18 protein-coding genes are annotated in these 24,296 nt (G+C 63.4%); 6 read left to right on the top strand and 12 right to left on the bottom strand.

The annotated features are described in order from the left end of the window. Nucleotides 1–35: 35 nt before the first annotated feature. The 5 genes from P9A16_RS01150 to P9A16_RS01130 form a co-directional block, all read right to left on the bottom strand. Nucleotides 36–1,220, bottom strand: a complete 1,185-nt coding sequence (locus P9A16_RS01150; protein ID WP_023515691.1) for a Gfo/Idh/MocA family protein — start codon at nucleotides 1,218–1,220, stop codon at nucleotides 36–38. Nucleotides 1,221–1,268: 48 nt separating this feature from the next. Then, the gene (locus P9A16_RS01145; RefSeq protein ID WP_024270905.1) at nucleotides 1,269–2,321 is read right to left on the bottom strand and encodes a sugar phosphate isomerase/epimerase family protein; all 1,053 of its coding nucleotides are present in this window, start codon (nucleotides 2,319–2,321) and stop codon (nucleotides 1,269–1,271) included. A 230-nt stretch (nucleotides 2,322–2,551) separates the two neighbouring features. Further along, nucleotides 2,552–3,505: a substrate-binding domain-containing protein gene (locus tag P9A16_RS01140; protein ID WP_024270906.1), complete on the bottom strand. Its 954-nt coding sequence runs from the start codon at nucleotides 3,503–3,505 to the stop codon at nucleotides 2,552–2,554. 93 nt (nucleotides 3,506–3,598) lie between these two features. Beyond that, entirely contained in the window at nucleotides 3,599–4,609 is a 1,011-nt protein-coding gene (locus P9A16_RS01135; protein ID WP_023517133.1) for an ABC transporter permease, read from the bottom strand. A 45-nt stretch (nucleotides 4,610–4,654) separates the two neighbouring features. Then, nucleotides 4,655–6,181 (bottom strand): sugar ABC transporter ATP-binding protein, encoded by a 1,527-nt coding sequence (locus tag P9A16_RS01130; protein WP_023517132.1) that lies wholly within the window; start codon nucleotides 6,179–6,181, stop codon nucleotides 4,655–4,657. A gap of 219 nt (nucleotides 6,182–6,400) precedes the next feature. Between P9A16_RS01130 and P9A16_RS01125 the strand changes: the two genes are divergently transcribed. Next, nucleotides 6,401–7,432: a LacI family DNA-binding transcriptional regulator gene (locus P9A16_RS01125; protein ID WP_023517131.1), complete on the top strand. Its 1,032-nt coding sequence runs from the start codon at nucleotides 6,401–6,403 to the stop codon at nucleotides 7,430–7,432. Nucleotides 7,433–7,468: 36 nt separating this feature from the next. Here the strand turns inward: P9A16_RS01125 and P9A16_RS01120 are convergent, their stop codons facing one another. The 7 genes from P9A16_RS01120 to P9A16_RS01090 all read right to left on the bottom strand — a co-directional run bounded on the left by P9A16_RS01120 (nucleotide 7,469) and on the right by P9A16_RS01090 (nucleotide 17,268). Continuing rightward, on the bottom strand, nucleotides 7,469–8,977 hold the full coding sequence (locus P9A16_RS01120; RefSeq protein ID WP_023517130.1) for a globin-coupled sensor protein: 1,509 nt from the start codon (nucleotides 8,975–8,977) through the stop codon (nucleotides 7,469–7,471). 350 nt (nucleotides 8,978–9,327) lie between these two features. Continuing rightward, complete coding sequence (gene xylA, locus P9A16_RS01115; protein ID WP_024270907.1) at nucleotides 9,328–10,638, bottom strand: xylose isomerase; 1,311 nt, start codon at nucleotides 10,636–10,638, stop codon at nucleotides 9,328–9,330. Nucleotides 10,639–10,665: 27 nt separating this feature from the next. After that, on the bottom strand, nucleotides 10,666–12,120 hold the full coding sequence (gene xylB / locus P9A16_RS01110; RefSeq protein ID WP_023515979.1) for a xylulokinase: 1,455 nt from the start codon (nucleotides 12,118–12,120) through the stop codon (nucleotides 10,666–10,668). Between the two features lie 10 nt (nucleotides 12,121–12,130). Then, the gene (locus tag P9A16_RS01105) at nucleotides 12,131–13,180 is read right to left on the bottom strand and encodes a LacI family DNA-binding transcriptional regulator (RefSeq protein WP_024270908.1); all 1,050 of its coding nucleotides are present in this window, start codon (nucleotides 13,178–13,180) and stop codon (nucleotides 12,131–12,133) included. An 89-nt stretch (nucleotides 13,181–13,269) separates the two neighbouring features. Further along, a complete protein-coding gene (locus P9A16_RS01100) occupies nucleotides 13,270–14,409 on the bottom strand; it encodes a metallophosphoesterase (protein ID WP_081870652.1) in 1,140 nt (379 codons plus the stop codon). 37 nt (nucleotides 14,410–14,446) lie between these two features. Then, entirely contained in the window at nucleotides 14,447–16,039 is a 1,593-nt protein-coding gene (locus P9A16_RS01095) for a DHA2 family efflux MFS transporter permease subunit (protein ID WP_024270909.1), read from the bottom strand. Between the two features lie 26 nt (nucleotides 16,040–16,065). After that, nucleotides 16,066–17,268, bottom strand: a complete 1,203-nt coding sequence (locus P9A16_RS01090; protein WP_024270910.1) for an HlyD family secretion protein — start codon at nucleotides 17,266–17,268, stop codon at nucleotides 16,066–16,068. 143 nt (nucleotides 17,269–17,411) lie between these two features. Between P9A16_RS01090 and P9A16_RS01085 the strand changes: the two genes are divergently transcribed. From P9A16_RS01085 to lysS, 5 genes are all read left to right on the top strand, one after another. Next, on the top strand, nucleotides 17,412–18,071 hold the full coding sequence (locus P9A16_RS01085) for a TetR/AcrR family transcriptional regulator (protein WP_024270911.1): 660 nt from the start codon (nucleotides 17,412–17,414) through the stop codon (nucleotides 18,069–18,071). A gap of 146 nt (nucleotides 18,072–18,217) precedes the next feature. Next, nucleotides 18,218–18,970, top strand: a complete 753-nt coding sequence (locus tag P9A16_RS01080) for a TerC family protein (protein ID WP_023515732.1) — start codon at nucleotides 18,218–18,220, stop codon at nucleotides 18,968–18,970. 295 nt (nucleotides 18,971–19,265) lie between these two features. Continuing rightward, on the top strand, nucleotides 19,266–21,038 hold the full coding sequence (locus P9A16_RS01075) for an SLC13 family permease (protein ID WP_023515733.1): 1,773 nt from the start codon (nucleotides 19,266–19,268) through the stop codon (nucleotides 21,036–21,038). A gap of 175 nt (nucleotides 21,039–21,213) precedes the next feature. Then, nucleotides 21,214–22,683: a glutamate--tRNA ligase gene (gene gltX / locus P9A16_RS01070; RefSeq protein WP_023515734.1), complete on the top strand. Its 1,470-nt coding sequence runs from the start codon at nucleotides 21,214–21,216 to the stop codon at nucleotides 22,681–22,683. 13 nt (nucleotides 22,684–22,696) lie between these two features. Then, nucleotides 22,697–24,190, top strand: coding sequence for a lysine--tRNA ligase (lysS, locus tag P9A16_RS01065; protein WP_272789998.1), 1,494 nt, complete (start codon nucleotides 22,697–22,699; stop codon nucleotides 24,188–24,190). Nucleotides 24,191–24,296 lie beyond the last annotated feature (106 nt).

The following is a 24,296-nucleotide window of genomic DNA, read 5'->3' as shown; positions in this document are numbered from 1 at the left end:
CCCCCCTGGAGGCGGCGACCGGCGATCAAAAAACCTCAGACCTTGACCCAGGCTCCGTTCTTCTTCGAAGACTGCACGCAGGCATCGACGAAAAGCATGCCCTTGAGGCCGTCATCCACCGTCGGATAGGTGACGGCGGGATCGACCGGCGCGCCCTTGCGCTTGGCGTGAATGGCCCGGGCCGCTTCGGAATAGATGTTGGCGAATCCTTCGAGATAACCTTCCGGATGGCCAGCCGGAACGCGGCTGACGCGGGCGGCCGCGGCGCCGGAACCGGCACCGCCCCGGGTGATCAGGCGTTTCGGCTCGCCGAAGGACGTGTACCAGAGGTAGTTCGGATCGGCCTGCACCCATTCGAGACCACCCTTGGTGCCATAGACCCGCACCTTCAGGCCGTTCTCATGCCCCGGGGCCACCTGGCTGCACCAGAGCATACCCTTGGCGGCGACACCGTTCTTTTCCTTGAAGCGCATCATCACATGGGCATTGTCGTCGAGACGGCGGCCCGGCACGAAGCTGTCGAGATCGGCGGCAAGTTCGGCAAGCTCCAACCCGGAGACGAAGCACCCGAGATTGTAGGCATGCGTGCCGATATCCCCTGTCGAACCACCGGCACCGGATTTCGACGGATCGGTGCGCCAGGCCGCCTGTTTCTGGCCGCCGCTTTCGATGTCCTCGGTCAGCCAGTCCTGCGGATATTCCATCTGCACAAGCCGGATCGCGCCGAGATCACCATTGGCCACCATTTCCCGCGCCTGGCGAACCATCGGATAGCCGGTGTAGTTGTGCGTCAGCACGAAGAGTGCATCGCTCTCCTCCGTCAGCTTCTTCAGCTTGCGGGCATCCGAGAGGGTGGAAGTCAGCGGCTTGTCGCAGATGACATGGATGCCCCGCTTCAGAAACTCCCTCGCCGCCTCGAAATGCACATGGTTCGGCGTGACGATCGCCACAGCCTCGATGCCGTTCTTCAGCTTCGCCTCGCGGATCGCCATTTCCTTGAAGCTGCCATAGCTGCGGGAGGGGTCGAGCCCCAGTTCGCGGGCCGACTGTTCCGCCTTTTCCGGCGAAGACGACAGCGCACCGGCGACAAGTTCGTATTGATCATCGAGACGCGCCGCGATGCGGTGCACCGCGCCGATAAACGCGCCCGAACCGCCGCCGACCATGCCGAGCCGGATGCGGCCCTCCCGCGCCTCGCTGGCGCTTCCTTCGATTGCCATGAATGTTCCTCCTAAAAGTTCAAGCGCGGAATGAGCTCTTCGCCAACATTAAAGCCCGAGCATGCGCCGGTTGGCCGCCTGATCCGTCCCGGCATCGGCAAAGTCATCAAAAGCCTTCTCCGTCACACGAATGATGTGGGCCTTGACGAACTCCGCGCCTTCGCGCGCGCCGTCCTCCGGGTGCTTTAGCGCACATTCCCATTCCACCACCGCCCAGCCGGCGAAATCATTGGCCGCCATCTTGGAGAAGACGGCACCGAAATCGACCTGGCCGTCGCCGAGCGAACGGAAGCGGCCGGCGCGATTCACCCAGCTCTGGTAACCGCCGTAGACGCCTTGCCGGCCCGTCGGGTTGAACTCGGCATCCTTCACATGGAACATGCGGATGCGGTCCTTGTAGATGTCGATATTGTCGAGATAATCGAGGCACTGCAGCACATAGTGCGAGGGGTCGTAGAGCATGCAGGCACGGGCATGGTTGCCGGTTCGCTCCAGGAACATCTCGTAGGTGATGCCGTCATGCAGGTCCTCACCGGGATGGATTTCGTAGCAGACGTCGACGCCATTTTCCTCTGCATGGTCGAGGATCGGCTTCCAGCGCTTCGCCAGTTCGTCGAAGGCCGTCTCGACGAGGCCGGCCGGCCGTTGCGGCCAGGGATAGACGAAGGGCCACGCGAGCGCGCCGGAAAAGCTGGCCATGGCATCAAGGCCAAGGTGCCGCGAAGCCGTCAGCGCCATCTTCACCTGCTCAACTGCCCATTCCTGCCGCGCCTTCGGATTGCCGCGCACCTCCGGCACCGCGAACCCGTCGAAGGCCTCGTCATAGGCTGGATGCACGGCGACCAGCTGGCCCTGGAGGTGAGTGGAAAGCTCGGTGATCTCGACGCCGTTCTCACGCGCCCTGCCGGCGAAGTCGTCGCAATAGGCCTTGGATTCGGCGGCCTTCCTGAGATCGATCAGGCGAGCGTCCCAACTCGGGACCTGCACGCCCTTGTAACCGATATCGGCGGCCCATTTGGTGATGGAATCCCAGGAGTTGAACGGCGCGGCGTCACCGGCGAACTGGGCGAGAAACAGGGCCGGGCCCTTGATCGTCTTCATCTGTGGCATCCTCCCATGGACCGGGCCGTTTCCTGTGGCCGGCCAACGATACTTTTTTGCGGTACGTACCGCAGCGCGTGGAAAGCTATCGGCGTTTGGCGGGGTGGGCAATGCCGAATCGCAAGGCTGGCGCCCTTCTCCTCCGCCATGGCCGGGCCTGACCCGAGGATGACGCGAGCGCAGCGCAACCGCCCGGGCCATCATGTCCCGGGCGGCATGTCTTTGTCAGATCAGAACGGGGAATCCGGGAAGTAGAAGTCCTTCGCGTTGTCCTTCGTCACCAGCGTCGCGTCGATCGTGTAGACGCCGCGGACCGGAACCTGGCCGTAGAAGTTGGCGACGGTCATTTCGAGCGCGGTACCGACCATTGCCGGCGGATAGAGCACATCGACCGGGATCATCTTGTCGCCGTCCATGACCTTCTTGATCATGTCCTTCGAACCGGCGCCCGCCACGACATACTGGATGTCCGTGCGGCCGGCCTGCTCGATGGCCTGCAGGACGCCGACGGCCATGTCGTCGTCCTGGCACCACACAACGTCAATCTTCTGGTACTTGGTAAGGTAGTCCTGCATGACCTTGAAGGCATCATCGCGGTTCCAGTTACCGTACTGGCGATCGAGAACCTTCACGCCGGAACCTTCGATACCCTTGTCGAAGCCGTCCTGACGCTCCTGGTCGATCGGGATCGGCATGCCGCGGATGACGACGACTTCAGCCTCCGGCGTGGTGGCCTTGATGTATTCGCCGGCCGTCTGGCCGAGCGCAAAGTTGTTGCCGGCGACATAGAGGTCGCGCACGGAATTGTCGTTCGTGCTCGGCGCACGGTCGACCAGCGCGACGAAGGTGCCGCTGCCCTTGATTTCCTTGATGGCATTGACCAGCGGATCCGGGTCTGTCGGCAGGATGACGAGCGCATCGATGCCCTGCGTTGCGAGATCCTGCACGGCATTTGCCTGGCTTGCCGGATCGGGCGACGTCTTGACCACGACGTTGAGGCCCGGATGGCTCGCCATCAGGAGCTTGGCGACGCGCTCGGCATGGAAGATCACGCCTGCCGTCCAACCGTGGCTGGCCGCCGGGATCGAGACGCCGATCGTCACCTTCTTCTCTTCCTGTGCATGAGCGAAGCCGGTGAAGACGGCGAGCGCCGCAACCGTCAGGCCCAGTAGTTTCTTGCGCATGAGTTTCCTCCCAAAATCAGGTCTTCCTCAGAGGCCGGGCGACCTGTAGACCCGGCTACTTCCCCGCAATTCCGTGGCTGGAACTGCCTGGTCTCACGATTTGCGCACCAGCGAACGCTGGACGAGCATCGCAATGATGATGATCGCGCCCTGGATGGCTCCGATCAGGTATTCGCTGATGAAGTTGGAGAGCAGCATGATGTTGCCGACCAATTCGAGGATGAAGGCGCCGCAGATCGTGCCCCAGACGCGGCCTGCTCCCCCCTTCAGCGCCGTGCCGCCGACAACGACAGCGGTGATCGCCTGCAATTCCCAGAGGATGCCCGTCGTCGCCGAGGTGGAGCCGAGACGCGGCACGTAGAGCAGCACGGCGATGGCGACGCACAGGCCCTGGATGACGAAGGCAATGGTACGCACGCGGTCAACCGGAATGCCCGAATAGCGCGCGACATCCCTGTTCGAGCCGACGGCGACGACATGCCGGCCATAGCGCATGCGATAGAGGACGAAGGCGGCAATGGCGGTGACGACGAAGATGACGGCGATCGGCACCGGCACGCCCAAGATCGAACCGAAATAGGCCGGGCGATAAAGCGCCTGCAATTCGGGCTCGCGCAGCGTGATCGCACCGCCCTGCGACAGCCAGGTCGTCAGGCCGCGATAGATGCCCATCGTGCCGAGGGTCGCGATGAAGGGCTCGATCTTGCCGACGGTGGTGATGAGGCCGTTCAAAAGGCCGCATCCCGCGCCGATGACGACCGTGAGGACCATGGCGGCAGTCAGCATCAGCGAGGGATCGGCGATCGCACCGGAATTCATGAAGAGGATCATGAGGCTGGCGACGAAGGCGACCATGGCGCCGACCGAGAGATCGAGGTCGCCGGACGAAATGACGAAGGTGGCGCCGACCGCGATGATCGCGATGAAGGCGCTACGTGTCGCCACGTTTGCCAGGTTGGTGAAGCCAATGAAGTTGGGGTTCACCAGCGCGCCGACGACGAGCAGCAGAGCCAGTGCCGCGAAGGGCGCGACGGCTCTCAGATCGACATCCCGCCAGCTGCGGCCCTTGCCCTTCGTTTCGACCGCGTCTTCGCTTGCCGTCATGTTCGTCCCCAAACCTGATTCTGTGTGATGCCGCCGGCGCAAGGCTCAGGCAGCGGTCTTCTTCTTCAACCCTGCCGAATAGCGCATGATCTCCTGTTCCGAGATCTCCTCGCCTTCGAGAATGCCGACGATCCGCCCTTCCCGCATCACGGCGACGCGGGTGCACAGGCCGATGATCTCCGGCATCTCGGAGGAGACGACGATGATCGACTTGCCGTCGCGGGCGAGCGCGGAGATGAAATGGTAGATCTGCTGCTTGGTGCCGACATCGATGCCGCGCGTCGGCTCGTCGATGATGATGACGTCGGGTTCGGTCTCCATGACCTTGGCAAGCAGCAGCTTCTGCTGGTTGCCGCCCGACATGCGGCCGGCAACGACGCGCCCGTCACGCACACGGATGTCGAACCGGCGGCGCGCCCGTTCCAGCGCCTCGGCTTCACTCTTCGGGCTGAGGTAGCCGTACTTGCCATGCTTCCCCAGCGATTGCAGCGTGAGGTTCGCCGTCATGCGGGAGTTCAGGAGCAGCCCCTTTTGCTTGCGGTCCTTCGTCATATAGGCGATGCCGACGCGATTGGCGGCATGCACATCGCCGCCGGGCACGTTCTCGCCCCGCACCAAAACCTCGCCGGCAAGGCGCGGGCGAAGTCCGGCCACCGCTTCCATCAGCTCCGAACGGCCGGAGCCGATCAAGCCGGAAAAGCCGAGGATTTCCCCTTTGCGGACCTCGAAGCTCGCATCCTTGACGTAGTGGGTCGAAAGTCCCGCCACCGAAAGCGTCACCTCTTCGTCGACGCTCGGCTCCTGCTTGGAGGGATAGAGACTTGAAAGCTCGCGGCCGACCATCAGCTGCGCGATGGACTCGCCATCGAGAATGCTGGTCGGCGCGGTCTTCACCCATTGGCCGTCGCGCAGCACCGTGACCCGGTCCGTGAGTTCCATCACCTCGTCCAGCTTGTGCGAGACGAAGACGAAGGAGGTTCCCTTTTCCCGCAGCTTGCGCACCTGGCGGAAGAGATAGTTCGTCTCTTCGCGCGACAGGACGGCGGTCGGCTCGTCCATGAAGATGATGCGCGCGTCGCGACTGATGGCCTTGGCGATCTCCACCATCTGCTTGTCGGCTATCGAGAGCGAGCTGATCAGCGCGGTTTCATCGACATGGGACCCGAGCTGGTCGAGCACGCGGCGCGTTTCGGCGCGCATGAATTTCCGGTCCAGCACGCCATAGCGCGTCACCTCCCGGCCGAGGAACAGGCTTTCGGTGACGGTCAGATGTTCGGCGAGGTTGAATTCCTGGTGGATGATGACGATGCCGAGCTGTTCGGCCTGGCCGTTCGGCGGCAGCTTGACCGGCTGGCCATCGAGCAGGATCTCGCCCGAGGTCGGCTGTTCGAAGCCGGAGAGGATCTTGACGAGCGTCGACTTACCGGCGCCGTTCTCGCCCATCAGCGCATGAATCTCGCCGGCGCGCAGCTCGAAATTGACGCTGAAAAGCACCTGCACGCCATTGAAAGACTTGGCGATGCGGCGCGCAGCGAGAACGACGGGAGCCCCGTCGGCAGCGTCCGGATTCATGATTTCCTCCCTGCGGCTCCTCGACCGCTTGAGATGTGATGTAAACCTTTACACTCCCAATGTAAAGGTTTACATCATTGGATATCAGGAATTTTCGCCAAGCGCCGTTTGACCCTCAGTCCAGTCTGTGTAGTGTCCCCGCACTTCGTTTGTTAATGCAGTTCCGGATGCATCGCTTCGCACCCCTATCGGAATTGCCCGTGCCGAGTGAGAGCCAGTTTGTCGACGTCCAGCCCTGCCACGATCGAGGATGTCGCGCGCATCGCGCAGGTCTCGATCGCGACCGTATCGCGGGCAATCCACACGCCGGAAAAGGTGGCGAATTCGACCCGGCTGAAGGTCAACCAGGCGATCGCCATCACCGGCTACACGACCAATGCGATGGCACGGAGCCTGCGCCTCGGCCGGTCGAACATGATCCTCGTCGTGGCGCCCGATATCGGCGACCCAAACTTCTCCAACATCCTCGTGGGCCTGGAAAACGAGGCGCGTGCGCACGGCTACGGCATCCTGATCGGCCATACGCAGAACGATCCGCAACGCGGCCTGGAATATCTGAAATTCCTGAACTCCAACCAGGCGGCGGGGCTGATCCTCTTCACCGGCATCCTGCCCTTCGGCCACCAGTCCATGACGGCCCGCCTGCCGCCCAGCGTCGGGGTCTTCGAACCGGTCTACAATGGCGGCATCCCCTATGTCGGCGTCGACGACATCGAGGGTGCGCGCAAGGCGGTCGATCTCCTCATCGCCGAAGGGCATCGCAAGATCGCCTTCATCGGCGATTCGCGCACCCGCCTCGCCTATAGTCGCCGGCGCCAGGGCTACGATGCCGGGCTCGACGCCGCCGGCGTGCCGGTGGGTGAGCGTATCATCCTAGAGGGCGACGGCACGATCGAGAGCGGGCGCCTCGCGCTCGAACAGCTCTTCATGCGCGATACGCTACCGAGCGCCTTCATGTGCGTGAACGACCAGACGGCGATCGGCGTAATGATCGGCCTCGGTGCCCGCGGCTACGACATTCCGAACGATTTTTCCGTCACCGGCTTCGACGACGTGCCGCAGGCAAGCTTCATGACCCCTGCCCTCACCACGATCCGCCAGCCGCGCACCGCCATCGGCAAGAGCGCCATGGCGCTGCTGTTCGAGCTTCTTTCCAACAGCGAGCCGGCCGAAACGGAAATCCTGCTCCGGCCGGATCTGATCGTGCGCAATTCGGTCTCCGCGCCATCGCGGCGGCTTCAAAAACGATAGACGGCAGCACGCGACCCGGACGTGGCGCGCCTCCCCTTACCCGTAGCGGCGCTGCGCCGGTCGTGTCGGCCTCTGGCTGCGTTCGGCCGAAACCGTGAAGCGGTCGACCAGGCCCTTCAGCGTCGTGCTGATCTGCATCAGGTTGTGCGTCGCGGCATTGGTCTCCTCGACCATCGCGGCATTCTGCTGGGTCATCTGGTCCATGCTGCCGACCGCCGTGTTGATCTCGGAAATCCCCGCCGACTGCTCGCGAGCGGAGCTGGCGATGGCGTCGATATGCGTGTTGATGTGAACGACCTGCTCGCCGATGTGATGCAGCGCCTCGCCTGTCTTGTTGACCAGCGATACGCCGAGCTGCACATCCTCGAAGGATTTGTCGATCAGCACCTTGATCTCCCTGGCAGCATCCGCGGATTTCTGCGCAAGCTCGCGCACCTCCTGCGCGACGACGGCAAAACCCTTGCCCGCTTCGCCCGCCCGTGCCGCCTCGACACCGGCATTGAGCGCCAGAAGGTTGGTCTGGAATGAAATCTGGTCGATGACGCTGATGATCTGCGTGATCTTTCCGGAGGACTCCTGGATGGCGCTCATCGCGGAAACCGCCTGTTCGACAATCTTGCCGGAGCGTTGCGCCTCGTCCGTGGCACTGCCGACGACACGGCGGGCCTCTTCCGCGCGCTGCGCCGATTCGCGGGAAATGGTGGTGATTTCCTCCACGGCGGCGGCAGTCTCTTCGAGAGAAGCAGCCTGCTGCTCGGTGCGCTTGGCCATGTCATCCGTGGCATTCACCAGCTCGCCGGAATTGCCGGCAGCATCGTCCGCGGCCGTGACGATGGCGCCGAGCGTATCGTCCAGCTTCTCGATCGCCGCATTGAAATTGGAGCGCAGGCGCTCGAATTGCGGCGCGAGCGGCTTGCCGATGGACGCCGTGAGATCGCCGCCAGCAAGACGCGTCAACGAGGTATCTAGCGCCGCCAGCGCCTCCTCCTGCTCGGCATTCAGGACCTTCCGTTCGGCCTCCGCCTTCTCGCGCTCCTCCTGCAGCGCTTCCAGATAAACGGAGATCGCGTAGTCCATGTCGACAAGCGCGGCCTTGACGATGGCTGAAATCTCCTCGCCAAGCGCGGCCGCCTTCTTGCGATAGATGAACCCTTCAAGGTGCTTTGCAATGACGCTTTCGACAATCGCCTCGAGGATCAGCGCGTAGCCACCGATGTACCAGCGCGGCTCCAGGCCGAGGCGGGCATGCGTCTTGCCGATGGTGGTGACGGCGTCGACATATTGCGTGTCGAAGCGCGCCGAACCGATCAGTTCCCAATGCCTGACCTGCCGGCCCTTGGCACTCTGGATATGGGCTTCGCTGGAGAAGAACCGCGCTGTTTCGGGTGTCGCCCGCGCCTTGCGGTAGAAGATGTCCAGCGCACCATCGAGCGACGCAGAGATCGTCGGCAGGGCGCGCTTCAAGGCATCGCGCTGACCGCCGTCGAGTTCGACGAAGGAGAGGCGCTCATTCAATTGCTGGGTCTTGGCATCCTGCGCTGACATCCGAAACATCCTCGTGCGGTTGGAGTGTTGACTGATGCTCAGCCCCGAATCAGGCGCCTAGCTTCCGGTCACCCACGATTCTCCGCGAAGGATGGTAAATAAACAACTATAAATAGAAGACCATTACTTGCCGGGAATTGACAAAAGAAAAGCCCGTGACGGTAAAAACGGAATTTCAGGCTGAATGTTATGAACCATATCTATTATATCCGGACATTTCGAATAAAAGCTCACGTTACGTGAAATATAACTCACCCTACGTAAGGCACTACACTAAATCCTGTCCACAACCAAAAAGGGCGCCACAACGGCGCCCTTTCCGATATCCTGGTTTGCGCCCTTCAACCGGCTCAGACGTAGCGGTTGACCACGTTTTCCAGCAGCTCCTGCTTGCCGGAGCGCGGCTGCGGATTGATGTTGCCAGCAAGCACATAGGCCTCTAGCGCGTCCAGCGACGAGCCACCCGACAGCACCTTCTGCGCTTCCGGCGTCTGCCAGCCGGCATAACGCTCGGCAAGCGGGCCGGACAGCGCCCTGTCCTCGATCATCCGGGCAGCCGCCTTCACGCCGCGTGCGCAGCAATCCATGCCGCCGATATGGCCGATCAGGAGATCCGCCGGGTCGATCGACTGGCGACGCAGCTTGGCGTCGAAGTTCGTACCGCCACTGGTGAAGCCGCCGCCCGAAAGCACTTGGTAGAAGGCAAGCGCCATTTCCGGCACGTTGTTGGGGAACTGATCGGTGTCCCAGCCGGACTGGTAATCGTTGCGGTTCATGTCGATCGAGCCGAAGATGCCGAGCGCATTGGCAAGCGCCAGCTCATGCTCGAAGGAGTGACCGGCGAGGATCGCATGGCCCTGTTCGATGTTGACCTTCACCTCGTTCTCCAGGCCGTACTTCTTGAGGAAGCCGTAGACCGTCGCAACGTCGAAGTCATATTGGTGCTTGGTCGGCTCCTGCGGCTTCGGTTCGATGAGGATTGCCCCCTTGAAGCCGATCTTGTGCTTGTACTCGACGACCATGTTCACGAAACGGCCGAGCTGATCGAGCTCCTGGCCGATATTGGTGTTGAGCAGGGTCTCATAGCCCTCCCGGCCACCCCAAAGCACATAGTTGTCGCCGCCAAGGCGGTGCGTGGCGTCGATGCAGGTCTTCACCGTGGCGGCAGCAAAGGCAAAGACGTCCGGATCCGGATTGGTCGCGGCGCCACCCATATAGCGGCGGTTGGAGAAGAGGTTCGCCGTTCCCCACAGGAGCTTGACGCCCGTCTCCGCCTGCTTCTTCGCGAAGTAGTCGACGATCTCGTTGAGGTTCTTCGTGTTCTCGACGAAGTCCCGGCCTTCCGGCCGCACGTCGGCATCGTGGAAGCAGTAGAAAGGCACGCCGAGCAGTTGGAAGAATTCGAAGGCGACATCGGCCTTCAGCTTTGCCGCCTGCATGGAATCCTCGAACCACGGACGTTCGAAGGTCTGCCCGCCGAAGGGGTCGCCACCCGGCCATACGAAGGTGTGCCAATAGGCGACGGCAAAGCGCAGATGATCCTCCATACGCTTGCCGAGCACGATCTCGTCGGGATTGTAGTGACGGAAGGCGAGCGGGTTGGTGCTTTCGGGGCCTTCATATCTGATCTTGGCGATATCGCCGAAGAAGCCGGTGGCCATGGGGATCTCCTCTGGTGCGTTTTCTGGTCAGTAGGCGGCGCGCACCGCCGGATAGAGGCGGCGATAGCGCTGGTAGGCATCCTCATAGGCGGCCGTCAGAGCCGCCTCGGGTTCGATCGTCTCGGCCGTGGCCGGCGCGCTGCAGACCGCAACGGGATCCGCACCGGTTGCCGCGACGAGGCCGAGGCGGGCGGCGCCGAAAGCGGCACCGAAATCACCGTCCGCCGGCAGGTCGACCGGCAGGTTCAGCGCCGTCGCAATCGATTTCAGCCAATAGCGCGAGCGCGAGCCGCCGCCGATCGCAGTGACGCGGGTAAGCGCCGTACCGGCGGATTTCAGCGCCTCCAGACTGTCGCGAATGGCGAAGGATACCCCTTCGAGCACGGCCTGCGTCAGCACCGCCCGGCCGCTTTCATGGCCGAGGCCGAGGAAGGCGCCACGGATCGCCGCGTCGTTGTGCGGTGTGCGCTCGCCCGAGAGATAGGGCAGGAAGGTGACGCCGGACGGCGCCTTCAGCATATCACCGAGTTCTTCCGTCAAATCGGCGGCAGAGGCGCTGGTGACGCGCGAATGCCAGTTCAACGCATCGGTGGCCGAGAGGATGACGCCCATCTGGTGCCAGGTTCCGGGCAGCGCATGGCAGAAGGCGTGCACCGCGCTTTCCGGGTTCGGCAGGTAGCTGGCATTGGCGGCAAAGAGCACGCCGGACGTTCCAAGCGAGACGAACGCCGCCCCTTCGCGCACCGTGCCCATGCCGCAGGCCGAGGCCGCATTGTCCCCGGCCCCACCGGCAACGACGACACCGGTATCAAGACCCCATCGCGCGGCAAGTTCCGGGCGCAGGATGCCTGCAACATCCGTACCTTCCACCAGTGCCGGCATGTGGCGTTCTTCAAGCCCGGTCGCCGCCAGAAGCTCGCCGGACCATTTGCGCCCGCCCGTATCGAGCCAGGAGGTACCGGCCGAATCCGACATCTCCGACATGTGCTCGCCGGTGAGCCAGACACGCAAGAAATCCTTCGGCAGCAGAACCCAGCGGATCTTCGCAAAGACATCAGGCTCGTTGTTCTTCACCCAGGCGAGCTTCGGCGCGGTGAAGCCCGGAAAGACGATGTTGCCGGTGATCCTGCGGAAACGCGGATCGGCATCGAGCGCGGCCGCCTCGCGATGACTGCGCGTATCGTTCCACATGATGCAGGGGCGAAGCACCTTGTCCTCGGCATCGAGCAGGGTCGCACCGTGCATGTGGCCGGAAAGACCGATGCCGCGCACCGCGGCAAACGCCGCGGGGTGGGCGGCGCGGAGGCCGGCGATCGCCTCCTCCGTCGCACGGATCCAGTCCGCCGGGTCCTGCTCTGACCAGCCGGCCTGGGGCCGCGCGGTCTTCACCTCCTTGCTGGAAGCCGAGCCGACAACCGTCTGCTCCGCGTCGATCAGCATGGCCTTGACGCTCGACGTGCCGAGATCGATCCCGAGATACATGGCGTTCTCCCTAGTTGCCGTCATCCTCGTCCGGGCCGGCCGGGAGGTTGTCCTTGATGAAGATGTCGAGACGGATGCGCTCTTGCGCCGCGATGACGGGCAAGCCATCCGCCTTGGCCCGAAGCACGCGGATGGCGCTGCGTACCTCATGGCCGGCATCCTGGTTGAGCACGGCATCGATGGCGCCGGTTTCGAGCGCGGCCCGGGTATGGGCCGTCAGTTCATGGGCGATCACGCAGATATCCGTAGCCCGACCGGCGGCAAGCGCAGCAACAAGCCCCTGGTTGCCGGCGCCGAGGCTGTAGATGCCGGCAAGGTCGGGAACAGAAGCGAGGCATTCGGAAATCAGTTCGAGGGAACGCCCAGGATCGTCCTGCCCCTCCAGCACCGGCAGGATCGTGCGGGCGACAGGCATATCCGCCATCGCCGCGCGAAACCCTTCCAGACGCTCGCGGTGGTCCCGCACACGCATCGAGCCGGCGAGAACCGCGACGGGGCCAAGCCGGCTCCCGAGGAAACGCCCCATCAAGCTGCCGGCCGTGCGGCCCGCAGCGACGTTGTCGACGCCGACGAAATGGTCGCGGCCGGAAGCGGCAAGGTCGGAGACCAGCGTGACAAGGGGAATGCCGGCCGCGTGCGCCCGGCCGACGACCTCGGAAACCTCCGGCGCATCCACCGCAACGGCTGCGATGCCGGCGACCTTTTCTGCAATGGCACCATCGATCGCGGCCGCCAGCGCACCGGCATCGAAAGCGGGAACGGTGACGACCGACAGCTGGGTACGCTCGCTTGCCGAATGCAGGCCGGCGCGGCGCACTTCCGCCTCGAGCCCGCGCATGAAGGGATTGTCGCCCGCCGGCAGGATGAAGACGAGGGGGTAGACGCGGCTCTTGGCAAGGTTCGCCGCCGCCACATCGCGCACATAGCCGAGCGCGGCAATCGCCGCCTCGACCTTGGCGCGGGTCACGCCGCGAACGCCCGGGCGGTCGTTCAGCACGCGATCGACGGTCGCAAGGCTGACGCCCGCCCTGTCGGCAATATCGTGAACCGTGGGTCTCATCTCTCCTCCGTGCCGAGACCCATAGAGGAATTTCTGATGTACGTAAATCAGAAATTTTCCAACGATACCTTCCAGGGGATTTTCAAGGCCTAGGAGCGCTTGCTGAAGGCGTGCGTAAAGACAGGAGTGGAGGGAGTATCACCAGCACGGGCGAGCACCACATCCATGAAGGCGTCGGTGACGCGCACCAACGCAAAACCGCCCATGAAGGCCGCCACGGGCTTGAAGATGTCATAGCCCTCTCGATTGTAGATCATCGGCGTCGGATGCTCGTGGCCATGGAAGATGCCCACGACGTTGTATCCCTTGAGTGTCGAAAGCAGGCCGGCGCGCTCTTCGTCCGTCCACCAGTGCGCAGGGCCGCCCCCCTGCGGATCGAAGGTCTTTGCCGCGGGATCCCAGTGCTCGGTGGAAAAGCGGTCCCAGCCATAGTGCTGGAACAGCACGACCGGTCGCCCGTCAGCCGCATAGGTGGCGAGATCCTGCTTCAACCAGGGCAGGCCGCTGATGGCACCCTTCGTGTCGTCGCCGCCGAAGCGCTGCAGCTGCACCAGATGCAATCCGCCCCAGTCCCAGGAGAAATTGTCCGAGTCGATGTCGTAGTTCGTTACCGGCACGGGTGCCTTGTAAAAGACGGTGGAACGGTGGTTCAGCTCGACATAGTCGCGCAGTTCACGACGGTACCAGTCGGGATGCGGCGGCACACCGTCCTGGTCGAGATCATGGTTGCCGAGGCCGTTGTAGACCGGGTAGTGCACGCGATCCGGCCCGGTGCCCTGCTGATAACGGCTGGCAAACTGCTGGAGCTGCCGCCCTTCGCCCGGCACCTTCATCTGCCCGCCACCATCGTCCGTCATATCGCCGCCGAGCACGAGGCCGAGCGGCGTTGCGATGGCCGTGCCGGCGCCGGAGAGGCCGGACGGCCGGCCGTCGATCTCCGCGGGCCAGGCAAGGCCGCCGATGGCGTTTACCGCCGCGACATGCCGCAGCAGCGCCGCATCGGTCTTGCCTTCGTCCGCGCAGTTGGGGCTGAGCCCGTCCGCCGAGACGAGACAGGCATGCACGTCGCAGGAGAAGAGGAAGGTCGCATCCGCCGCCGGCCGGGCCGCGCGCGACGAGAACACCGGCAGGGTCAGCGAAAGCCCCAGGCCGCCGGCGGTGGCAAGGAGATGGCGACGCGTGGGTTCGAATGGCAAGCGGGCCTCCGGGCAGGAACAGAACCGCCCCATTGTGACCGAGCGATCCCGACCACGGCAAGGGGCAGTTTCAGTGTCCGCCGCCGCCCCGCACCGCACCCTGCGGCTTGCGGATCGCCAGCACGCAGAGGACGAGCGCTCCGAAAAGGCCGGTGAGCAGCACGAAGATGTCGATGAAGGACAGGATATAGGCCTGCTGCTGCACCATGCCTGCCATCTGCTTGACGGCGATGGCAGGGCCATCGAGACCGTGCGCGCTGTAGTTGGCGGCCATGCTGTTCATGCGCTCGACGGCTTCCGGATTGCCCCACTGTACATGCTCGGAAAGGCGCAGATAGTGCTCCTGCGAGCGCTGCGTAAGGATCGTGTTGATGACAGCGAGCCCCACGGCACCGCCGAGGTTGCGCGTCAGGTTGAAAAGGCCCGAGGCGTTGCGGATGCGGTCGGGCGACAGCGTGCCGAGCGCCACGTTGTTGATCGGCACCATGCAGATCATCAGCGAGACGCCGCGCAGGATCTGCGGCACGAGCAGCTCGTAGAAATCCCAATCGGCCGTCATCTGCGTCATCGACCAGGTGCCGAGCGCAAAACCGCCAAAACCCATCATCATCATGACACGCGGATCGAGCCGCGACGACATCATGCCGGCGATCGGTGCCGTACAGAACATGGCAAGACCGGAGACGAACATGGTCTCGCCGATCATCAGCGAATCGTAGCCGCGGATGCGCGCCAGATAGAGCGGATAGAGATAGGTCAGCCCGTAGAGGCCGATGCCCATAACGAAGGAGAAGATCGAGCCGAAGGCAAAATTGCGGTTGGAGAACGCGCGCAGATCCACCACCGGAAACGGCACCTTGAAGGCCCGCCAAAAGAACACGATCCCGCCGATGACCACCGCGACACTGCCAAGGACGATATGCCCATCGCTGAACCAGTCCTTGTTGTTGCCCTCTTCCAGCACGTATTCGAGCGAACCGAGGAACACCGCCATGGAGATGAGACCCCACCAGTCGAAGCGCTTCATCAGGCTGAATTCCGGCTTGTCGAAATCGATGAGGTTCCAGGTGAGAACCGTGACGATGATGCCGGGGATGATGTTGACGAGGAACAGCCAGTGCCAGGAGAAGGCATGGCTGAGATACCCGCCGACCGTCGGCCCGATGGTGGGCGCGAGCGTTGCAACGAGGCCGATCATCGGCGAGACGATGTTGCGCTTGGAGGGTGGGAAGATGGTGAAGGCGGCCGCGAAGACCGAGGGGATCATGCCGCCGCCGATGAAGCCCTGAATGGCGCGGTAGACGATCATCTGGTCGATGTTCGTCGCCGTCGCGGCGAGCGCGCTCGCCACGGTGAAGCCGGCGGCCGAGAAGGCGAAGAGCACCCGCGTCGAGACGATGCGCGCCAGCGTGCCCGACAGCGGGATCATGATGACTTCGGCGATGAGATAGGAGGTCTGCACCCAGGCGATCTCGTCGGCACCGGCGCCGAGGCCGGCCTGGATTTCCGAGAGCGAGGCAGAGACGATCTGGATGTCGAGGATCGACATGAACATGCCGAAGACCATCGCGAAGAACGCGACGACGCGGCGGACGGGAACCTTGTCGGCCTGCGCAGGCGCCGCCGTCAGGGCGCCTGATGCCGGTTGAGCGGTCGCGGCCATCGCCCGCGCTCCCTTGCTGGAGGTCTCTACTCGGCTTTGGCGGCGACCGCCGTACCGTCCGGCGCCGTGCGGCTGTCGACGTCGACGACGACGCTGAGGCCGGCGCGCAGCTTTCCGGTGTCCAGCGCCTCCCGGGGGATGGCGATACGGACCGGCACGCGCTGCGTGACCTTGGTGAAGTTGCCCGTGGCATTTTCCGCCGGCAGCAGCGAGAAGACCGAGCCGGAGGCCGGCGCGATCGAATCGACCGTGCCGAGGATGTCGTCGTCCTCGTAGGCGTCGACATGAAGGTGCACCTTCGAGCCCGGCACGAGATGGGCGATCTGCGTTTCCTTGAAATTCGCCTCGACATAGAGGTCCTTCACCGGCACGAGCGCGGCAAGACGCTGGCCGGCAGAGACGAGGTCGCCGACCTGCACCGAGACATTGCCGACGACACCGTCATAGGGCGCCTTCAGCACGGTGAAGCCAAGGTCGCGTTCGGCCTTGTCGCGGGCAAGCTCAAGCGTGCGAATCTGGCTTTCGGCCTCCGCACGCTGCGCTTCCAGCACGGTGATCGCCGCCTTGGCGGCGACGATATTGGCGTCCGCGCCGACGAGATTTGCCTTGGCCTGGTCCAGCGCCACGGTGGCGCTGTCGAGCGACGCGGTGGTGCCGACAGCCTTGGCATTCAGCTCCTTGGCGCGTTTTTCCGCAACTTCAGCTCCGCTGAGGGCAGCCTGATAAGCTGTCTTCTGGGCGTCCGCCTGGGCAAGGCTCGCCCTGGCACCCTCGATCTGCGCATCGATGCGGCCGAGCGCGAGCTTCTGCGTCGCGATCTGCGCTTCGGCCTGCTCGCGGGCGAGCCGGTAGTCGCCGTCATCGAGCGTGACGAGCGGATCGCCGGCCTTCACCGTCTGGTTGGCAACGGCGTTGACCACGGCCACATAGCCGGAAACCTTGGGAGAGATGGAGGCGATGTCGCCCTCGATATAGGCGTCATCCGTCGAGATCATGAATCGGCCGTTCGTCCACCATTCATGGCCATACCACCCGGCGGCGGCAATGAGGGCGACCGCAAGGATCGGCAGCGCAAGGCGCCGGCCGCCCTTCCTGGCCTCCGGCTGGGCGACGACCGCGGCAGGAGCAGCCTCTGCGGTGCTTGCCGGCCGCGCCTCGGCGGTCTCGGCCTCGAAATCATCGTTGACCGGGCGAACCTTTGCCGTGCCGGGGCCATGGGAAGTCGACATGGGCTTGCCACCATCTCTGGGATAAAATTCGAACTGAACCGTTCGGTTCGATTTGACATAGACTTCTTTCTCGCGCATATCAAGTACAAATCGAACCGGGCGGTTCGAAATTGATCGCACAGGTCTCGAACACGGGAACGGAGATGCAGACGACGGAAGACAAGCTGGACGCCCCGCAGACCGGGCGCCGCATTGCCGGCGAGGACCCCGCCAAGCGCGAACAGATCCTCGACGGTGCAAAACGCGTGTTCATGGAGCAAGGCTTCGAAGCCGCCAGCATGAACGATATCACGCGCGCCGCCGGCGTCTCCAAGGGCACGATCTACGTCTATTTCGAGAACAAGGAAGACCTCTTCGGCTCGATGATCGAGCGTGAGCGCCAGCGGATCACCGAGACGGTACGCCACGTGCTCGACGGCCGAAAGCCGATCGCCGAGACGCTGAAGGAGTTCGGCCTGCTCTTTGCCACCCACATGACGGCGGACCAGACGATCCGCGCCATGCGCATGGTGATTGCCGCCAACCATCGCATGCCGAAGCTCTGTAGCCGCTTTTTCTCCGCAACACCGATCAACCCGGTCTCGGTACTGCAGGAATATCTCGACCGTCAGGTGGCGGCCGGCATCGTCATTTCGGACGACACGGCCCATGCGGCCAAGCAGTTCATCGAGCTTACAACGGTCGGCCTTTTCAAGCCCCGCATCTTCGGCGCGATGGAAGAGGTGCCGCACAGGAGCGTGATCGAAGAAAACGTCGCTTCGGCAATACGGGTCTTCCTCGCCGCCTATGGCGCAAAGCCCTGAGGACGTGGACGGCCGCTATCCACCGTCCATCAGATGACGAAATCGTGATCAGGGCCTGAACGGCCGCCGCTCAGCTTGCCACCGGTCAATTTCTGCATAAATACGGAAGTCCATTCTCAAACCGTATTTTTGGAGAGGAAGACCGGATGGACAGCATTCTTGCGCTCATGCAAGACCCGGCCGCCTGGGTAGCCCTCGTCACGCTCGTCGTGATGGAGGTCGTTCTCGGCATCGACAACCTTATCTTCATCTCGATCCTGACGAACAAGCTGCCCCCCGAGCATCGCGAACGCGCCCGCCGCATCGGTATCGGCCTCGCGCTCGTCATGCGCCTTGCGCTGCTCGGCACCGTCGCCTGGATCGTCCAGCTCACCACCCCGGTCTTCGAGGCCTTCGGCCATGGCTTCTCCTGGAAGGACATGATCCTGATCGCCGGCGGCCTCTTCCTCGTCTGGAAGGCGACGAAGGAAATCCACCACAATGTCGATCCCATCGACCACAAGGAAGACATGGTGGGCGGCGCGGCATCGACGACCTTCGCGGCAGCGATCAGCCAGATCCTGCTGCTCGACCTCGTCTTCTCCGTTGACAGCATCATCACCGCCGTCGGCATGACGCCGCACCTCCCGATCATGGTGGTCGCTGTCCTCGTCGCCGTTGCGGTCATGCTGCTGGCGGCAAACCCGCTCGCCAACTTCATCGAGAAGAACCCGACGATCGTCATGCTGGCACTGGCCTTCCTGCTGATGATCGGCACCACGCTGATCGCCGAGGGCATGGGACTGCATGTGCCGAAGGGCTATATCTACGCCGCCATGGCGTTCTCGGCCCTCGTCGAGGTGCTGAACATGTTCTCCCGCAACGCGCGGCAGAAAGCCAAGGGTTCGGTCAAACACTGAAAAAGCAACCGGCGGGATCCTCATCCCGCCGGTTTCGCTTTTGCGGCCTGCTGAAGGCGGACCGGACAGGTGGAGAGTTCAACCGCCGTTCCGTTGGCCACCGGAAGAAACCGGAAAAACGTCCATGTCCTCCATCTCCGTCGCGTCCGGTTGACACGGCCCGCCTTCTCTTGGCAAACCGGTCGGCGGGTGGATTGTTCCGCGAAAGTTTATGCCCGGTTTGCGCCTCGCGCTGGAACCGGAAAGGCCCGTACGGAATTCATGCCGAGCATCGTCCCGCCGCACGGACCAGAACATGACCCTTGAGCAGACCTTCGCCTTCGTCGTCATCGCCCTGATGATGGCGGCGTTCATCTGGGGACGGTTTCGCTATGACCTCGTCGCCTGTTGCTCGCTGCTCCTGGCGCTCGCACTCGGCATCGTACCCTTCAACAAGGCCTTTTCCGGCTTCAGCGACGATATCGTCATCATTGTCGGCAGCGCGCTGATGGTGAGCGCGGCCGTCGCGCGCTCCGGCATCGTCAACCTCGCGGTGAAGCGTTTTTTCCCGAACCTCACGTCCGGGCGCGCGCAACTCGCGCTGCTGCTCGTCTCGGTGGCGGTGCTGTCCGCCTTCATCAAGAATATCGGCGCGCTCGCCATCATGATGCCGCTCGCCTTCCAGTTCGCCCGGAAATCCGGCATGCCCGCCTCGAAGTTCCTGATGCCCATGGCCTTTGCCGCACTGCTCGGCGGCCTGATGACGCAGATCGGCACCTCGCCGAACATCGTCGTCTCGCGGCTGCGCCAGGAGATTACCGGCGAGAGTTTCACGATGTTCGATTTCACGCCGGTCGGCGCACTGCTCGCCGTCTGCGGCATCCTTTTCATGCTGTTCTTCAACCGGATCGTACCGGAACGCACCAACAGCAATGCCAGCATCGAGGAGTCGCTGGAGGCGGCCGCCTATTCCTCAGACGCCACGGTGGAAGAAGGCTCTCCCTCGGTCGGCAAGTCGCTGAACGACGTGCTGAAGCACGGTGACGGCGAGGTGATCGCCACCGCCATCATCCGTGGCCATGTCCATCTCTCTCCCTTGCCGGATGTCCGTCTTGCCGCTGGCGACACGATCCTGATGGAGGGCACGGCAAGTGCGCTCGACAAGGTCGTTTCCGCCGCCGGCCTCATGCTCTCGGGCAAGCCGATCCGCGCCGGGCGCGGTGAGGAAGGGGAGATCAGCGCCATCGAGGCCGTGGTCGGCAACGATTCCCGGCTCATCGATATTTCGGCCCGCAGCATCGCGCTGTTTCATTCCTACGGCATCAACCTGCTTGCCGTCAGCCGCCAGGGCGCGCGATTGCGGGAAAAGCTCTCCGAGGTGCGGTTGCGCCCCGGCGACATGGTCGTGCTGCAGGGCAACAATCGCACCCTGCCGACGCTTTTGCCGGAACTCGGCCTGCTCCCCCTCGCCCAGCGCGAGATTTTGCTCGGCGCACCCCGCCGGGCAATCATCCCCGTCTTGATCCTGATCGCCGCCATGGCCTCCACAGCGCTCGGATTCGTGCCGGTTGCGACCGGTTTCTTCGCCGCCGCCGTTGCCATGGTGCTCTTCCGCGCCGTGCCGCTGCGCGAAGCCTATGCCGCGCTCGACGGGCCGATCCTCATCATGCTCGCCTGCCTCATTCCGGTGTCCGACAGTCTGCGTACGACAGGCGCCAGCGAACTCATCGCCGGCTGGTTGGGCGACGTCGCCGTGCACCTGCCACCCTTCGGCGCGCTCGCACTCATCCTGCTCACCGCCATGGCGATCACCCCCTTCCTCAACAATGCCGCAACCGTGCTCGTGATGGCGCCGATCGCGGCAAGTTTCGCAGGTGCGCTTGGCTACCGGCCCGAGGCCTTCCTGATGGCGGTCGCAATCGGCGCGGGCTGTGATTTCCTCACCCCTGTGGGGCACCAGTGCAACACATTGGTGATGGGCCCGGGGGGCTACAAGTTCGCCGACTATCCTCGGGTCGGCCTGCCCCTGTCCTTTCTCATCGTACTCGTCAGCGTGCCCGCGCTGCTCTACGTCTGGCCGGTGCAATAGGCAGGGCTGACTTTTTCTTGACGTGCCGGGCTGAATATGGTCTCACCCAGCCCAACGGAAAGCCTTTTCCCGCCGCATATCCGGCACAAAACCGGGCTTTCCCTCCCTAACGTGACGCCTTCGACGCCGGAACCGCCGGCCGGGGGCGTAAAACCATGTCAAGACGGGCCAAACCATGAGCACTTCCGCAACCGCCTCCGGCGTTCGCGTACGCATCGCACCCTCCCCGACCGGCGAGCCGCATGTCGGCACTGCCTATATCGCGCTGTTCAACTATCTTTTCGCCAAGAAGAACAACGGCACCTTCATCCTGCGCATCGAGGATACGGACGCGACGCGCTCCACGCCCGAATTCGAGCAGAAGGTGCTGGACGCGCTGAAATGGTGCGGCCTGGAATGGTCCGAAGGCCCGGATATCGGCGGTCCCTACGGCCCCTACCGCCAGTCCGACCGCAAGGAGATCTATCGTCCTTTCGTCGACAAGATCGTCGCGAACGGCCACGGCTTCAAGTGTTTCTGCACGCCCGAGAGGCTGGCGGAAATGCGCGAAGCACAGCGCGCCGCCGGCAAGCCGCCGAAGTATGACGGCCTTTGCCTGCATCTTTCGGCCGAAGAGGTGACCAAGCGCGTCGACGCCGGCGAGCCGCATGTCGTGCGCATGAAGATCCCGACCGAGGGCTCCTGCAAGTTCGTCGACGGCGTCTACGGCCCGGTTGAAATCCCGTGGGATGCCGTGGACATGCAGGTCCTGCTCAAGGCCGACGGCATGCCGACCTATCACATGGCGAACGTCGTCGACGACCACCTGATGAAGATCACGCATGTCGCGCGCGGCGAGGAATGGCTCGCCTCCGTGCCGAAGCACATCCTCATCTACCAGTATCTCGGGCTCGAGCCGCCGGTTTTCATGCACCTGTCGCTGATGCGCAATCACGACAAGTCGAAGCTGTCGAAACGCAAGAACCCGACCTCGATCTCCTACTATTCCGCGCTCGGCTACCTGCCGGAAGCGCTGATGAACTTCCTCGGCCTGTTCTTCATCCAGATCGCCGAAGGTGAAGAGCTGCTGACCATGGATCAGCTCGCCGAAAAGTTCGACCCGGAAAACCTCTCCAAGGCCGGCGCGATCTTCGACATCCAGAAGCTCGACTGGCTGAACGGCCGGTGGCTGCGCGAGCAGCTTTCGGAGGAAGAGTTCGTCCAGCGCGTGCTGTCCTGGGCGATGGAGAACGACCGTGTCCGCCAGGGCCTGAAGCTCTCGCAGTCGCGCATCTCCAAGCTCGGCGAACTGCCCGACCTTGCCGGCTTCCTGCTGAAGTCCGATCTCGGCCTGACGCCGGAGGCCTTTGCCAAGGTGAAATCGACGCCGGAAGAAATCCTCGAAGTGCTCAATCAGGTCCAACCCGACCTCGAAAAGATGCCGGAATGGACCGTCGAGAGCATCGAAGCGGAACTGCGCGCCAGCGCCGACAGGCTCGGCAAGAAGCTGAAGGTCGTGGTCGCCCCGCTCTTCGTCGCCGTCTCCGGCTCGTCGCGCTCGCTGCCGCTGTTCGATTCGATGGCCATCCTCGGCCGCTCCGTCGTGCGCCAGCGCCTGAAGGTGGCCGCACAGGTGGTCGCCTCGATGGCCGGCAGTGGAAAGTAAGGAAGCAACAACAATGAACGAGAAGACAGAAACCGCCCTTTCCTCGGACCCGACGGAAGTCCGCCGCCAGAAGCTCGACCAGCTGCGTCAGACCATCGGCGACGTCTATCCGGCGCATTTCCACCGGACGATGACCAATGCCGAGCTTGCGGCGAAATACGAGACGCTGGAACTCGACACCGAGAGCGGCGACGTCGTGACGGTCGCCGGCCGCGTCTATTCTTCGCGCAATTCCGGCATGTTCATGGACATCCATGACGCCTCGGGCAAGATCCAGATCTTTTCCCACAAGGACACGACGCCGGAAGAGGCGCGTGCGCTGCTGCCGATGATCGACATCGGCGACATCATCGGCGTGACCGGCGTCGTGCGCCGCACCAAGCGCGGCGAACTGACGATCAACGCACAGCAGATCGTCATGCTGACGAAGACCCTCTTGCCGATGCCGGAAAAGTGGCATGGCGTGGCGGATGTCGAAATCCGCTATCGCAAGCGCCATCTCGACATCATGACCAACGAGGAATCCAAGCTCCGCTTCCAGCAGCGTTCGAAGATCGTCTCTGGCATCCGCCGCTTCATGGAAAACGACGGCTTCATGGAAGTCGAGACGCCGATGCTGCACTCCGTCTATGGCGGCGCAACGGCCGAGCCCTTCAAGACGCACCACAACACACTGAAGCTCGACATGTTCCTGCGCATCGCGCCGGAACTGTTCCTGAAGCGCACGCTGGTCTCGGGCCTGACCGACAAGGTGTTCGAGATCAACCGCAACTTCCGCAATGAGGGCGTATCGACCCGGCACAATCCCGAATTCACGATGATGGAGTGCTACTGGGCCTATGCCGACTACGAGGACATCATGGACCTCGTGGAGCGCCTCTTCGCCGAGCTGGCAGTCAAGATCCACGGCTCGACGGAATTCGCCTATGGCGACAAGGAACTCTCCTTCAAAGGGCCGTTCAAGCGCGTGCCGATGCCTGACGCCGTCAAGGAAGCGACCGGCATCGACTTCCTCGCCATCAAGACCGACGAGGAGGCCCGCGCCGCCGCCAAGGCAGCCGGCTTTGAAGTCGAGAAGGACTGGACCTGGGGCGAATGCCTGGCCTTCATCTTCGAGGAGAAGGTCGAGCCGACGCTGATCCAGCCCTCGCATGTCACGCATTTCCCGAAGGACATCTCGCCCTTCGCCAAGGAAGTGCCGGGCGAACCGCGCCTCGTCGAGCGTTTCGAGACCTATTGCAACACCTGGGAACTCGGCAACGCCTTCTCCGAACTCAATGACCCCGAAGAGCAACGCGCCCGCATGGTCGAGCAGCTCGAACAGGCCCATGCGCGTGGTGAGAAGTCCAAGCAGCTCGACGACGAGTTCCTCGACGCCATCGACCAGGGCATGCCGCCGGCCGGCGGCCTCGGCATCGGCGTCGATCGCCTGATCATGTTGCTCACCAACGCGCCGTCGATCCGCGACGTCATCCTCTTCCCGGCGCGCCGCGCGAAGAGCGACTGAGCACCGACGCTGCACCAGCCTTCCACCCTTAAAAAGCGCTCCCCACGGGGCGCTTTTTTGTTGCGCGGCAGCGCCGCACAGCACCAGCCACACACAAGCCATCGCC

This window comes from Shinella sp. 838 (assembly GCF_029623935.1).
GTDB lineage: Bacteria > Pseudomonadota > Alphaproteobacteria > Rhizobiales > Rhizobiaceae > Shinella.
The sequence above is the reverse complement of the archived record's forward strand: the minus strand, read 5'-3'. Positions and strand labels throughout refer to the sequence as shown.